This window comes from Chitinilyticum litopenaei DSM 21440 (assembly GCF_000428145.1).
GTDB lineage: Bacteria > Pseudomonadota > Gammaproteobacteria > Burkholderiales > Chitinibacteraceae > Chitinilyticum > Chitinilyticum litopenaei.
In genome coordinates this window covers 41845-55839 of record NZ_ATZJ01000017.1, presented here as the reverse complement: position 1 = coordinate 55839, position 13995 = coordinate 41845, and the positions used below count along the sequence as shown (strand labels likewise).

Sequence of the window (13995 nt, the reverse complement as noted above, 5' to 3'; positions counted from 1 at the left end):
GCTTTTTGCTGTGCGGTGCCGGTGGAAGGCTACTGCGCGGCGTAGTTGCGCAACTTGGCAACCTGCCGCCCGAACAGACCCCGGCGGATTTGCTCCAGCTGCAAGTACAGGCGCAAGCGATAAGCCGTCTGGTACAGCACCGAGTGCGGCTTAGCGGACTCCAGCATCACATCGGTCTGCATCTCGATCTGCACCAGCTCCTGATCACTCAACTGTTTGGGATTCATGGGAATACCTCCGTTTAATCGATACAGGCCAAGCGGAACTTATTGCATGAATTTATTGCATGAATGCTATCCAAGACCAGCAGGGAAAACCCATACATTCCGACACCCGGCAAACGCACATCGTAAGAATCTCAGCCAAAATGCAGCAATTTGTCAGCCCCAACACATACATGCATGGCCATCAAGCCAGAAAGCACATGCAGATTGAGCCACGTGACAATACCCTCCAGCCGATTCAACACTCCGGGCACTCCGTCAGCCAGACAAACGGCTGAGACAGCCGGAATGGCCTACTCCAGAACCGGCAGCCTTGTTATCATCGTGCCCCCGCCATCAGGACGACGATGACCATGCCGCGCTTTCTTGCCGAACCCGCCTTTCGCCACGATCAGGCAGCCGCCATTGGCGTATTGCTGGTCAATCTTGGCACGCCAACTGCGCCAACCGCCAAGGCAATCCGCCCCTGGCTGAAGGAGTTCCTTTCCGATCCGCGCGTGGTCGAGCTACCCCGTCTGCTCTGGCTGCCCATCCTTCATGGCTTCATCCTGCCCTTTCGCCCGGGGAAAACGGCGGCCAAATACGCCGCCATCTGGCAAAAGGATGGCTCGCCACTGGCGATCTGGACCGAAAAGCAGGCCAAGCTGGTCAAGGGCTGGCTGGGTGAGCGGCATGGCCAGCAACTGCGGGTGCGCCATGCGATGCGTTATGGCCAGCCGGGCATCAGGGAAGGCGTTGCCGCGCTGAAAGCCGAGGGGTGCGACCGCATCCTGATCGTACCGCTTTATCCGCAGTATTCCGCCAGCACCAGCGCAACCGTGATTGATGAGGCAGCCCGGACGTTTGCGCAGCTGCGCAATCAGCCCGGCTTGCGCACCGTGCGCAGCTTTCATGACCACCCCGGCTACATCGACGCACTGGCCAGCCGGGTACGCGGGCACTGGCAAAGCAACGGGCGCGGCGACTACCTGCTGATGAGCTTTCATGGTGTGCCACGCTACACGCTGGACAAGGGCGACCCCTATTTCTGCCATTGCCACAAGACGGCGAGGCTGCTCGCCGAGGCACTGGGGCTGAACAAGGAGCAATGGGGGCTGTCCTTTCAGTCACGCTTTGGCAAGGCTGAATGGCTAAAGCCCTACACGACGGATACGCTGCATGAACTGGGCAAGCGCGGCGCGGGCGTACTGGATGTCATCTGCCCGGGATTTGTCGCCGATTGCCTGGAAACGCTCGAAGAAATCGCCCTGGAAGGCAAGCAGGATTATCTGGCGGCAGGCGGGCGGGAATACCGTTACATTCCCTGCCTGAACGACCAGGCCGAGTGGATTGCCGCACTGAGCGGCCTTGTCGAATCGCAGCTTTCAGGCTGGCTGACAAACGGCAAAGATCACGAGATTACAAAAGAGCTTTCAGAACAGAGACTTTTGCGCGCGCGTGCCTTGGGTGCAAAAAATTGAGCTTGGGCTAAGCAGAAATTAACGCTACACTCAGCGGTAAGTTTAGACTTACAAATGGAGTTCCCGCATGGCTACCCGCCTCTTTCTTGCAGAAGACGACCTGATCCTCGCCGATGCGCTGAAAACCAGCCTGTCCCAAGCCGATTTCCAGGTAGATTGCGTCAACGATGGTGCGCTGGCAATGCAGATTTTGCTGCATAACGATTACGATGTCGTGGTACTGGACATCGGTCTGCCCAATATGGACGGCCTGTCCGTACTGCGCCACGTACGTCAGCACAAGCCTTCCATGCCCATACTGCTGCTCACCGCGCTGGATGGCCTGGAAGACCGCGTTGCCGGCCTGGATGCCGGTGCTGACGACTATCTGCCCAAGCCTTTTGAATTCGCCGAGCTGGAAGCCCGCTTGCGCGCCCTGCTGCGCCGCAGCCAGATCCTGCCGCAGTCGGTGCAGCAACTCGGCAATCTGCGCCTGGATCGCGCCGGCCAGCGTGCCTGGTGCAATGACAATCCGCTCGACCTTTCCGCTCGCGAACTGACGGTACTCGAAATTCTGATGTCCAACATCGACCGCGTGGTCACCAAGGAACAGATCGTCAGCGAACTCGGCAATGAAAACGCCGAGGTTGGCCTCAATGCCATCGAAGTGTATGTCCATCGCCTGCGCAAGAAGCTGGAACCGTGCGGCGTGGTGATCCGTACGATCCGCGGCTTGGGCTACCTGCTGGAAAAACAGCAACCCGGCGCGACGGATGCAGCACAATAACAGTACCTTGCGGCAGCAACTGCTTCGGTGGTTGCTGCTGCCCCAGCTGGTATTCTGGCTGGTGGGCGCCGCCCTGTCCTATCTGGTTGCCCTGCATTACACGCACACCATCATTGATGATCACCTGTTGCGCGCCAACCAGTCCTTGCTGAGGATTCTGGGCAACAGTCCGGTCACTGCCATCCCCGACCTGCCTGTTGCTGTCCGCACGCTGCTGGATGCTGACAGCGAAGGCTCGCTGTTTTACACGATACGCACGCCCGATGCACAGATTGTCAGTGGCAACAAGGCCTTGCCACTGCCGCAAAGGGAGCCCGCCAGCAATGCGCTGACGCCCCGACTTTACGACGCCCTGCTGGACGGACACACACTGCGCATTGCCGCGGTGCAGATTCCCATGCCTCCAGGCAGCAAATACCCGGTCTTGCTAGTGCAAACAGCGCAGAAGAACGAAGCGCGCGAAGCCTTGTCCCGGCAAATCATTCTCTCGATTGCCCTGCCGCTGGCGTTTCTGATCCTGGCCACGGCCTTCCTGGTCTGGTGGGGAATCGGGATCGGCCTGCGCCCGCTGGCGCAGCTGCAGGCTGTGGTAGCACAGCGCAAGCCGCAAGACCTGTCCCCCATCACGCTGAACCGCGCGCCTTCCGAAGTGGCCCTGCTGGTTGAAGCAGTCAACCAGCTGCTTTACACCACCGACGCCAGCATTGCCAGACAGCGCCGCTTTATTGCCGATGCAGCACACCAGCTGCGCACGCCGCTGGCCGGACTGAAATCCCAGACCGAACTGGCCATGCGCGAAACCTCACCGGAAACCCTGCGCGAACGGCTAAGCATGGTACACACCAGCGCCACCCGCAGCATTCACTTGGTCAACCAGCTGCTGACGCTCGCCCGTTCCGAGCCGGGCAGCCAGACCGGCATTCCCAAGGTGCATATGGACCTGGCGCGCATGCTGCGGGACATCACGGCCGAAGCCGTGCCGCGCGCCCTGGCCGCCGGCGTTGACCTCGGCTGTGAAATCCAGGTGCCCGATGCACACATCGAAGGCAACTCGGCGCTGTTGCGCGAGCTTTTCATCAACCTGGTCGACAACGCCATCAAATACATCCCGCGCAACGGCTGCATAACCGTGCGCCTCGCGGCCGACGCCACCCACTACCGCATTGCCGTCGAAGACGATGGTCCTGGCATTCCCGATGCCGACAAGGAGCGCGTGTTCGAACGCTTTTACCGGCGCGAGCAAACAGGCAACGGCTGTGGGCTGGGCATGGCCATCGTCAGGGAAATCGCCGAGCGCCATGGCGGCAGTGTCGAACTGCTGGATGCCAAGCCGCACGGTCTGATCGTGCTGGTGAGCCTGCCGCATGGCAAGGATCTGGATCACGAAGATTGAGAAGCGGCTTAGCGACCGGACCTTTGGCTAGCCCCCTTTCCCACGCACCACTCAGCGCCTGCCGCGCGCCGGGGCGTAAAAAAACCGCAGCCCAGGCTGCGGTTTTTTTTGCACTTGGATTGCCTCTGCTTCAGGCAAAAATCACCGTCTTGTTGGAATACACCAGGACGCGGTTTTCCAGATGCCAGCGCACGGCGCGCGACAGGACGATGCGCTCCAGATCACGCCCCTTGCGGATCAGCGATTCGACGTCTTCACGATGGCTGATGCGAATCACATCCTGTTCGATGATCGGGCCGTCATCGAGCACCTCGGTGACATAGTGGCTGGTTGCACCGATCAGCTTCACGCCGCGTGCAAAGGCGCGGTGGTAAGGCTTGGCGCCGTCAAAGGCCGGCAGGAAGCTGTGATGGATGTTGATCACACGCTGCGGATATTCCGCCGTGAAATCATGGCTGAGCACCTGCATATAGCGCGCGAGCACAATCAAATCGATCTGGTGTTCGGCCAGCAGCGCCTTTTGCTGTGCTTCAGCTTCGGCCTTGTTGTCCTTGCTGACCGGAATGACATGGAAGGGGATGCCGTAAAATTGCGCCAGCGCCGCGCAATCCGGGTGATTCGAGATGATCAGCGGAATTTCGCACGGCAGCTCGCCACTGTGATGGCGATGCAGCAGATCGACCAGGCAATGGTCGTATTTGGAGACGAAAATCGCCATGCGCTGACGGCGCGTCGACAGGGCCACCTTCCATTCCATCTGGAAACGGTCGGCAATCGGCGCAAACGCCGGCGTGAAGGCGTCCATGTCCAGCGTGAAATCGGTCAGATCCCATTCCACCCGCATCAGGAAGAGGTTTTCTGCCGTGTCCTGATGCTGGTCGACATGCACGATATTGGCATTGTAGGTGTAGAGGAAATTGGCGATCGCCGCCGACAGGCCTTTGCGGTCCGGGCAGCTGATCAGCAAGGTAGCGGTATTCATGAACAGGCCTGGCTGAAATGACAAACGCTGATTCTATCAGCTGGGCCGCCGAGTCGCGATGCAGATGATCCCCCACTGCGGCAGATCAAGCTCGCGGCAATTGCCGCTGCGCGCGCCCGGGGCGATAATCCGGCGCTTGTCCATGCCCATGCCCGGTTATTGCCATGTTCGATGTCGTCCTCTACCAGCCAGAAATTCCGCCCAATACCGGCAACATCATCCGGCTTTCCGCCAACGCCGGCGTACGCCTGCACCTCGTCAAGCCGCTGGGTTTCCCGCTGGATGACGCCAAAATGCGCCGCGCCGGGCTGGATTATCACGAATACGCCGACCTGCGCGTGCACGACCATTGGGACGCCTGCCGCGCAGCGCTGGCCGGCCGGCGCATCTTTGCAGCGACCACCAAGGGCGCCGTGCGTTATGACAGCGTGAGCTATCGCGAGGACGATGTCCTGCTGTTCGGGCCGGAAACGCGGGGCCTGCCGGATGAACTGCTGGCGGACTTCAGCGCCGAGCAGCGCATCCGTCTGCCCATGCGCCCGGACAATCGCAGCCTGAATCTGTCCAATGCGGTCGCCATCATCGTCTACGAGGCCTGGCGCCAGCAGGGTTTTACTGGCGGGCTGTAGGCGCGCAAACACACATACATATCACCCCATACGCTTGCGACCAAATACCAGCATAGGCTGCAGGCCTATACCCTATTGATCCCGATTCCGCATGAAATCGGCGGTGCGGAAAAACGCCTCCTCCAGATGGCTGCGCAAGCCTTCGTCCATGGGAATTTCGGCCAGTGCCTGATACATGCACAACAGCCACTGGTCGCGTTCGTCTTCGCCGATAGCAAAGGGCAAATGCCGGGCGCGCAGCCGCGGGTGACCGTATTTCTGCACAAAGAGCTCGGGGCCGCCCAGCCAGCCGGACAGGAACTCGAAGAACTTCTGCCGGATCAGCGTGGTGTCGTCACCATGCATGGCATGAATGCCCGCTGCACGCGGGTCGCTGGCCATGATGTCATAAAAGCGCTCGACCAGCCGACGCAGCACGGCCTCGCCGCCCAGCAATTCGTAAGGACTCAAGCCTTGTGCCTCAGTCATGGCCCGCCTCCACCCGCACCGGCTGCACCAGCGCCGCCGCGTCCCTGGCGCGCTGACGGGCCAGGTCGGTATCGGGGCCGGCAGCCAGCGCCACACCCATGCGCCGCCGCTCGAAGGACTCCGGTTTGCCAAAGAGGCGCAGATCGGAACGCGGTACCGCCAGCGCCTGTGCGACACCGTCAAAGGCAATCGCCCTGGCGGCCATCCCGCCATAGATCACCGCGCTGGCCGCCGGCTCACGCAAGGCCACATCGACGGGCAAACCGAGAATCGCGCGCGCATGCAGTTCGAACTCCGAATAGCGCTGGCTCATCAGCGTCACCAGACCGGTATCGTGCGGACGGGGGCTGACCTCGGAAAACCAGACCTGCTCGCCCTTCACGAACAACTCGACGCCAAACAGTCCGCGACCACCCAAAGCGGCAGTCACCTTGCCGGCAATGGCCTGCGCGCGCTCCAGCGCCACCGGGCTCATCAATTGCGGCTGCCAGCTTTCGACATAATCGCCCTGCTGCTGCACATGACCGACCGGTGCACAGAACTGCGTGGTGATCTGTCCATCCACGCCCAGCGCACGCACCGTCAGCAGCGTGATTTCATAATCAAAATCGACAAATCCTTCGACAATCACGCGGCCGTGATTGACACGGCTACCGGCCAGCGCATGCTCCCAGGCCGCCACCACATCAGCGGGGCTGCGCAAGAGCGATTGCCCCTTGCCCGAGGATGACATCACCGGCTTGACCAGACAGGGAAAACCGATCTCCGTTACCGCGGCCTGCAGTTCGGCCAGTGATTCGGCAAACCGATAGGCAGAAGTCGGCAGGCCGAGCTCTTCGGCGGCCAGCCGCCTGATGCCTTCGCGATTCATCGTCAGCTGGGTGGCGCGTGCGGTCGGGATCACCGTCGCCAGGCCGTCGGCCTCGATGCGCAACAGCTCATCGGTCGCGATGGCCTCGATTTCGGGCACGATCAGCTGCGGGCGCTCCAGTTCGACCAGCGCGCGCAGTGCCATGCCGTCGGTCATGTCCAGCACGTGGCTGCGGTGCGCCACCTGCATGCCCGGCGCATTGGCGTAGCGATCAACGCCGATCACTTCCACGCCCAGCCGCTGCAGGGCGATGATGACTTCCTTGCCCAGCTCGCCACAGCCCAGCAGCATCACCCGGACGGCTGAATGACTCAACGGTGTTCCTATACGCATGTTCCGCTCCGGAAAATCAGAAAACAGCCGGCAATTCTAGCAAGTTGGGGGTGGTGGCAGCTTGCGATTTATCTATAGTGCAAACACTTGCCCTTGCCGATCAAGGAGTTGCACATGCTCAAGCAATTCAGTATTGCCACCCGTATTGCACTGGGTTTTGTCTTTATGCTGCTCTTTCTCATCATCATCGCCGGCATCGGCCTGTTCTCGCAACAACGCCTGCATGCCGTAACCAGCGACTTGCTGCATCACACGCTCAGATACAGCCTGGCGCTGGAAGAGGTGCGTTATGAAGTGGGCAACCTGCGGCGCTTCGAAAAGGATATGCTGCTGAACATCGCCGCCCCCGACAAGGTGGCCGACTATCTGCAGAAATGGGAGGCCAGCCTCAAGAACGCGCAAGACAGCCTGGCCCGGGCCGATGCGGCAGCACGCCCCGAACAGCGTGCGGCCCTGGCGGAACTGGGCAATCATTTGGTCGAGTATGGCAAGGGCATCCGCACCGTGCACGCCGACATAATTGCCGGCAAGCTGCTGAGCCCGGCCGACGGCAATGCGGCGGTCGGCCAGTACAAGGAAGCCGTGCGCAAGGTGGGCGAAGACACTACCACGCTGACCAAGGCCGCGCTGGAAGCCACCTCCCAGATCGACACCACCATTGATGTCATTCAACAGCGCAATGCTATCAAGTTACTGATTGCCTCCACCCTGGCACTGCTGCTGGCCATTGCCGCCGCCACCTTCATCACGCTGAGCATCCGCAAGCCACTGCAGGCCATGCAGGAGACCATTCTGGACATCGACCAGACCGGCCATATCGGCCGCCGCATGCCCATTTCCGGCAAGGACGAGGTCGCCCAGACCTCGACGGCCATGAACCGTCTGCTGAGCGGCATGTGCACGCTGATCGGCGCAGCCAAGCAGAATTCCGGCCAGCTCAACACCGCCTCGCAGGAGCTGGCATCGGCCTCGTCCCAGGTCAGCGCAGCCTCCAACGCCCAGTCGGAAGCGGCATCGTCAACCGCCGCCGCCATCGAGCAACTGGCCGTGAGTGTGCAGCTGATCACCGACAACGCCCACCATCTGGAAGAAGACGCGCGCAGTGTGGCCGGCACGGCGGCAACCGGTTCCGACCGTGCCCGGCTGGCCGCCGACGAAATCCTGCAGATCGCGGAAGCGATTGGCCATTCCACCGTACTGATCGGCAAGCTCAACCAGCGCTCGGACGAGATCGGCAGCATCGCCATGGTGATCAAGGACATCGCCGACCAGACCAATCTGCTGGCGCTCAACGCGGCCATCGAAGCGGCCAGAGCCGGGGAACTGGGCCGCGGCTTCGCGGTTGTGGCAGACGAAGTGCGCAAGCTTGCCGAACGCACCACACAGGCCACGGTGGAAATCACGTCCAAAATCAAGGCAGTACAGCATGACACCGCCGAAGCTGCCCAAGGCATGAATCAGGCGAGCAGCCGCGTTGACCAGGGGGTGGAAAGCACGCAGGAGGTCGCCAGCGCCCTCGGGGATATCGAAAACAAGGCGCGCAGCACGGTTTCGCATGTCGAGAGCATCAGCACGGCACTCAAGGAACAAAGCATCGCCAGCCAGGACATTGCCCGCCATGTCGAGCGCATTGCCCAGGCCAGCGAAGAAAACAGCCAGGCCGCACGTTCGACCAATCAGCTGTCCCATCGCCTGACGACACTCGCCAGCGAGCTGGACAAGATCATCCAGCATTACAAGACCTGAGACCCGAGGAACACAAACCAGTCCGCGCTCACGCCGGCGCAGGCAGGTCCGGTGTCCATATCCGGGTTATCCCTGACACGATGCGGCTTGACGCTGACAGGCCGGCCGGGGCATGATCGGTTCATGACTACGCAAACCGCAATCCGTTCCTATTACTACTGGTGGCGCCCTTAGGCGGCCCCGGGACGGTTTGCGCACCCCGCATACACGAACCTGCCGCCGGATCTGGCGGCAGGTTTTTTTTGTATCCGAATCTCCTCCCCCCAGCATCCGGCGACATAGACCAGGAGAAGTCCATGTCCGACCAGGAAATCATCGTCGTCACCGGCGACCGCACTACCGGCCCGCTGCATCTGGGCCATCTTGCCGGCTCGCTGCAGGCACGCCTGCAGCTGCAGGGCCAGTACCGCCAGTTCCTGCTGCTCGCCGATACGCAGGCGCTGGCCGATCACCAGGGCGATTACAGCCGCGTGCGCCAGAGTGTCATCGATGTGGCGCTCGACTATCTCGCCGTCGGCCTGGATCCGCAGCAAAGCACCTTCCTCATCCAGTCCATGGTGCCCGAACTTGCCGAGTTATCGTTCTACTTCATGAATCTGGTCTCGGTAGCCCGACTGGAACGCAACCCGACGGTGAAGACCGAAATCCGCAACAAGGGCCGCGAGCGCGACATTCCCGCCGGTTTTCTCAGCTACCCGGTCAGCCAGGCCGCCGACATCACCGCACTCAAGGGCACGCTGGTACCGGTTGGTGCCGACCAGTTGCCGATGATCGAGCAAACCAACGAAATCGTCCGCCGCTTCAACCAGATGGTGGGCAGCGACATTCTGCGCGAGTGCAAGGCGCTGACCGGCAAGGTTACACGCCTGCCCGGTATTGACGGACAGCAGAAAATGAGCCGCGTACTGGGCAACCACATCGCCCTGTCGGCCAGCCCTGACGAGATCCGCACGGCCGTGCGCAAGATGTTCACCGACCCGCAGCACCTGCGCGTCGAGCAGCCTGGCCAGATAGCCGGCAATACGGTCTTTACTTTTCTGGACGCCTTCGCGCCGGACCAGGACAAGGTTGCCGAGTTCAAGGAGCACTACCAGCGCGGCGGCCTGGCCGATGCGGTCGTCAAAGCCTATCTGGAAGAGGTGCTGCTGGCGCTGCTCGAGCCGATTCGTGCCCGCCGCAACGAGCTGGCGCACGATCCTGAGCGCATTCTGTCCATTTTGATGGCCGGCTCCAGCCGCGCGCGCGAAATCGCCGCGCTGACGCTATACCAGGTGAAGAAGGCGATGGGGATGTTCTACTTCTAAGTCACAAAGACAGGGTATTTGCCTGTAGCCCTTACTCCATAAAGGCCATATGGCAATACCCATGATCAATTTGCTGCGAGGCGCTTCAGGACCTGCGCAGCGGCAACAAAGCCGAAGGTGCCGGTCACCGCCACACTGGCGCCAAAGCCGCCGGCGCAATCGAGCCTGACCGGGCCATCGCCGGCCTGCGGCTTTTGAGCACAAACGCTGCCATCGGCCTGCGGGTAGCGCAGCTGCTCGGTCGAATAAACGATATCAACCCCCATTTTCCGGTCGCCCCGGGCAAAGCCGTAGTCGCGGCGCAACATGTTGCGCACCTTGCTGGCCAGTGGGTCGTGGGTGGTGCGCGACAGGTCATCGACACGCACCTGCGTCGGATCGGTCTGCCCGCCGGCGCCGCCGGTGGTGACAATCTTCAGCCTGTGCTCGCGACACCAGGCGATCAGCGCAGCCTTGGTACGCACCGAATCAATCGCGTCCACCACATAATCAAGCTCGCCGGCAAGATGCTCGGCAAAATTGTCGGGCGCAATGAAATCCTCAATGCCATGCACCACGCATTCGGGGTTGATCGCGCTGATGCGCTCGGCAAGCGCCGCGACCTTCATGCGCCCGAAGTTGCCATCGTGCGCGGGCAACTGGCGGTTGGTGTTGGATAAGCAGATATCGTCAAGGTCGATCAGCGTCAGCGCGCCGATTCCGGAACGCGCCAGCGCCTCGGCCACCCAGGAGCCAACGCCCCCGACGCCGATAATCGCGACACGGGCGCGGCGAAATCTGACCAGCGCATCGGCGCCATACAGTCGGGCAATGCCGCCGAAACGGCGTTCATAGGATTGATCGGGAATCGTCATCAAACTTGCGTCCAGAAAGGAAGTGGAATTTGCACCAGGCGGGCGCCGCGACAAATAAAGAGGGCCACAAAGCGGCCCCAGGCGGAATCAACGTTCTGCAGGGCTCAGGCTGCAGGCTTGCGGCGCCGCGTCCTGGGTGCGGCCGGCTCGGCTGCAGCCGGCGCATCCCCGGCTGGCGCTGCCGGTGCGTCGGACGGCTCATGGGTGGGCGACTCGGGCGGCACAAAGCCCGAGAACATGGTTTTGGCACGCTCCTGCATCTGCTGCTGCATCTGCGCCAGCATCTGCGAGCTGTTTTCAAGATAAGCGCCCATCATGGTCTGCATGGCCGGCGCCTGCTTGATGAAATCACCCCAGAGGGCATTGGGGTTGAATACCGGCGCACCACCCTGCATGACCGTGCTGGCCTGTTCCTGCATGCGGCCCTGCATTTCGGAGAACAGCTGCAGGTTCTTCTCCAGATAGTTGCCCATCAAGCCCTGCATGGTGTTGCCATAGACACGGATGATTTGCGTCAGCACATCATAGGAAAACATCGGCATGCCGCCAGCTTCCTCTTCCATGATGATTTGCAGCAGCACTCCCCGGGTGATGTCCTCGCCGGTTTTGGCGTCGAGCACCTGGAGGTCGACACTGTCCAGAACCAGCTGCTTGACGTCGGCCAGCGTGATGTAGCTGCTGGTCGCCGTATCGTACAGACGGCGGTTCGGGTATTTCTTGATAACGCGCTTTTCCCCGCTCATATGGGCAACCCTGCCTTGTCAGTATTCATGGTTTGGTTAATGTTGAGCATAGTCATGCACTTAGCGCAGCGCAATAATTGCTGCAGCGCACAAAAACAGTTTGACATTCCGGGAAAGACTATCCAGAATGATCTGGCATTGTGCACTGCACCACAAACTAGTGCCCGGCGTCGCCAGGTCGCCCCGATCCGGCCCCACCTACTCGTGTATATGGAGAAACGATCATGACCACCACCAACGCTCAACAGCAATTCAATGATTTTGCCACCGATCAGGTTGAAACGACACTGCGTTTTGCCCGCATTGCCCTGGACACCACCGAGCGCCTGGCCAAGCTGAACATCGAAACCGCCAAGAACAGCCTCGAAGACAGCGCCAAGTCCGCCAAGGCCCTGGCTCAGGTCAAGGACATCCAGGAAGCGCTGGCGCTGCGTCAGAAGCTGAACGAAAGCGCTGTTGAACAAGTGATTGGCTTTTACCGCAATGTGTATGAAATCACTTCGCTGGCCCAGGCTGAATACGCCAAGCTGATCGAAGAGCGCACCACCTCGTTCAACAAGAACGCCGTTGCCGGTCTGGATCGCTTCGTGAAGTCCGCTCCGGCTGGCGCCGACGTGGCCGTTGCCGCCGTCAAGTCCACCGTGCAGGCTACTGCCGCCGCCGTGGATAGCCTGACCAAGGCCGCCAAGCAGGTTGCCGACTTCGCCGACGCTTCGGTGAAGGCCGCCACCACCGCTACCGCCGACGCAGTCAAGACTGCTGCCCGCAAGAGCAACAACTCGGCCGCTGCCAACTAACAGGCCGACAGCCTGCCAAGCCCGGATAACAGGGCCTCGTTGTCAAGCGCACAGCCCCGCCACCGGCGGGGCTTTTTGCATTTGTTACGCCCCGCTGCGAGCCAGCCGGCATGTTCAGGAAGACGAAGATTCCGCTTCGCCAACCGCATGCGCCCACACCTTGTCGATGCGTTTGCCATCCATGTCGACCACCTCCAGCTCCCAGCCTTGCCAGCGACAGGATTCGCCGGTTTGCGGAATGCGTCCAAGCAACTGCAGCAGCATGCCGCCCAGTGTGTGATAGCGGGCCCGCCCTTCTTCGGGCAGTATTTTCAGACCCAGGACATCCTGCAGTTCCGGCACCGGCATGGCGCCATCAAGCAGCCAGGAGCCGTCGCTGCGCTGCACAGCCCAGCCCTCGTCACCTGCCGCCGGCTGAAACTCGCCGGTCATCGCTTCGAGCAGATCCTGCAGGGTGATCAGCCCCTCCAGATCGCCATATTCATTGACCACCAGCGCCATGGGCAGCTCGCTGTTGCGGAACTGCTCCAGCATTTCCATGCCGCTGAGCGTTTCGGGCACATAAAGACAGGGGGCAAGCGCCTGCACCGGCAACTGCCCGGTCTGGCCTTTCAGCTGCGCTTCCAGCAACTGCCGCGTATCCACCACGCCCAGCAGATTATCCAGTCCACCCGCGCAGACCGGATAGCGCATGAAGGAGGTGGAACCGACGATCTGCAGATTGCGCTCAAGCGGCCAGTCCAGATCGAGGTAGACCATGTCGGCGCGCGGAATCATCAGCGAACCGAGCAGGCGGTCATCAAGCCTGAAGACATTGCGCACAATCGCATGCTCCTGCTCCTCGATCACGCCGGCCTGCGAGCCTTCGGCCAGCATGGCCTCGATTTCCTCCTCGGTGACTGCCTGCGCCGCGCTGCCCTTGGCATGCATGAGCCGCAAGATCATCTCGGTGGAGAGACTCAGCAAGCGCTCGAAAGGCCGGCTGAGCAGAGCCAGCCACTGCATGGGCCGCGCCGCCAGCCGGGCAATGGCTTCCGGATTGAGCTGACCCAGCCGCTTGGGCACCAGTTCACCAATCACGATGGACACATAGGTCACGCCGACCACCACCATGGTCGTGGCCAGAATCGGCGCCACCGGCTCGCTCAAACCCTGCAGCTGCAGCCAGGCACTCAAGGGACGCGCCAGTACCGCCTCGCCGACGATGCCGTTCAGAAGGCCGATCGAGGTGATGCCGATCTGGATGGTCGAGAGGAAACGGGTGGGGTCTTCGCCGAGCCGGATGGCCAGCTGCGCGGCGTGGTCACCGGCATCGGCCCGTTTCTGCAAGCGGGCGCGGCGGGCGGTTACCAGGGCGATTTCCGCCATGGCAAACAGGCCATTGGCAAAAATGAGCCCCAGCAATAACAGATATTCCATGGCGGA

14 protein-coding genes are annotated in these 13995 nt (G+C 61.3%); 7 read left to right on the top strand and 7 right to left on the bottom strand.

What is annotated here, in order from left to right; translation table 11 throughout:
- Nucleotides 1-29: 29 nt before the first annotated feature.
- Nucleotides 30-227: a hypothetical protein gene (locus C515_RS0108470; protein ID WP_028455165.1), complete on the bottom strand. Its 198-nt coding sequence runs from the start codon at nt 225-227 to the stop codon at nt 30-32.
- A 350-nt stretch (nt 228-577) separates the two neighbouring features.
- On the opposite strand from C515_RS0108470, the gene hemH reads away from it, so the two are divergent.
- The 3 genes from hemH to C515_RS0108450 all read left to right on the top strand — a co-directional run bounded on the left by hemH (nt 578) and on the right by C515_RS0108450 (nt 3843).
- Nucleotides 578-1684 (top strand): ferrochelatase, encoded by a 1107-nt coding sequence (gene hemH, locus C515_RS0108460; RefSeq protein WP_028455163.1) that lies wholly within the window; start codon nt 578-580, stop codon nt 1682-1684.
- Between the two features lie 67 nt (nt 1685-1751).
- Nucleotides 1752-2450, top strand: a complete 699-nt coding sequence (locus C515_RS0108455) for a response regulator transcription factor (protein WP_028455162.1) — start codon at nt 1752-1754, stop codon at nt 2448-2450.
- The gene (locus tag C515_RS0108450) at nt 2437-3843 is read left to right on the top strand and encodes a sensor histidine kinase (protein WP_028455161.1); all 1407 of its coding nucleotides are present in this window, start codon (nt 2437-2439) and stop codon (nt 3841-3843) included. The genes C515_RS0108455 and C515_RS0108450 overlap by 14 nt, the downstream gene beginning before the upstream one ends.
- A 130-nt stretch (nt 3844-3973) precedes the next feature.
- On the opposite strand, the gene purU is transcribed toward C515_RS0108450, so the two are convergent.
- Nucleotides 3974-4825 (bottom strand): formyltetrahydrofolate deformylase, encoded by an 852-nt coding sequence (purU, locus tag C515_RS0108445; RefSeq protein ID WP_028455160.1) that lies wholly within the window; start codon nt 4823-4825, stop codon nt 3974-3976.
- A gap of 164 nt (nt 4826-4989) precedes the next feature.
- On the opposite strand from purU, the gene C515_RS0108435 reads away from it, so the two are divergent.
- Nucleotides 4990-5454 carry a tRNA (cytidine(34)-2'-O)-methyltransferase gene (locus C515_RS0108435; RefSeq protein ID WP_028455159.1) on the top strand — a complete coding sequence of 155 codons (465 nt, stop codon included), beginning with the start codon at nt 4990-4992 and terminating at the stop codon, nt 5452-5454.
- 72 nt (nt 5455-5526) lie between these two features.
- Here the strand turns inward: C515_RS0108435 and C515_RS0108430 are convergent, their stop codons facing one another.
- Nucleotides 5527-5922 carry a group II truncated hemoglobin gene (locus tag C515_RS0108430; RefSeq protein WP_028455158.1) on the bottom strand — a complete coding sequence of 132 codons (396 nt, stop codon included), beginning with the start codon at nt 5920-5922 and terminating at the stop codon, nt 5527-5529.
- A complete protein-coding gene (purT, locus tag C515_RS0108425) occupies nt 5915-7126 on the bottom strand; it encodes a formate-dependent phosphoribosylglycinamide formyltransferase (RefSeq protein WP_028455157.1) in 1212 nt (403 codons plus the stop codon). The genes C515_RS0108430 and purT overlap by 8 nt, the downstream gene beginning before the upstream one ends.
- Before the next feature lie 114 nt (nt 7127-7240).
- Here purT and C515_RS0108420 point away from each other — a divergent pair, with 114 nt between their 5' ends.
- Nucleotides 7241-8872, top strand: a complete 1632-nt coding sequence (locus C515_RS0108420; RefSeq protein WP_028455156.1) for a methyl-accepting chemotaxis protein — start codon at nt 7241-7243, stop codon at nt 8870-8872.
- 296 nt (nt 8873-9168) lie between these two features.
- The gene (gene trpS, locus C515_RS0108415; RefSeq protein WP_028455155.1) at nt 9169-10176 is read left to right on the top strand and encodes a tryptophan--tRNA ligase; all 1008 of its coding nucleotides are present in this window, start codon (nt 9169-9171) and stop codon (nt 10174-10176) included.
- A gap of 65 nt (nt 10177-10241) precedes the next feature.
- On the opposite strand, the gene tcdA is transcribed toward trpS, so the two are convergent.
- Complete coding sequence (tcdA, locus tag C515_RS0108410) at nt 10242-11030, bottom strand: tRNA cyclic N6-threonylcarbamoyladenosine(37) synthase TcdA (RefSeq protein WP_028455154.1); 789 nt, start codon at nt 11028-11030, stop codon at nt 10242-10244.
- A 104-nt stretch (nt 11031-11134) separates the two neighbouring features.
- Nucleotides 11135-11773, bottom strand: coding sequence for a polyhydroxyalkanoate synthesis repressor PhaR (gene phaR / locus C515_RS0108405; protein ID WP_028455153.1), 639 nt, complete (start codon nt 11771-11773; stop codon nt 11135-11137).
- Nucleotides 11774-11997: 224 nt separating this feature from the next.
- Here phaR and C515_RS0108400 point away from each other — a divergent pair, with 224 nt between their 5' ends.
- Nucleotides 11998-12570: a phasin family protein gene (locus C515_RS0108400; protein ID WP_028455152.1), complete on the top strand. Its 573-nt coding sequence runs from the start codon at nt 11998-12000 to the stop codon at nt 12568-12570.
- 114 nt (nt 12571-12684) lie between these two features.
- On the opposite strand, the gene C515_RS0108395 is transcribed toward C515_RS0108400, so the two are convergent.
- Nucleotides 12685-13989 (bottom strand): hemolysin family protein, encoded by a 1305-nt coding sequence (locus tag C515_RS0108395; protein WP_028455151.1) that lies wholly within the window; start codon nt 13987-13989, stop codon nt 12685-12687.
- Between the last annotated feature and the right edge of the window lie 6 nt (nt 13990-13995).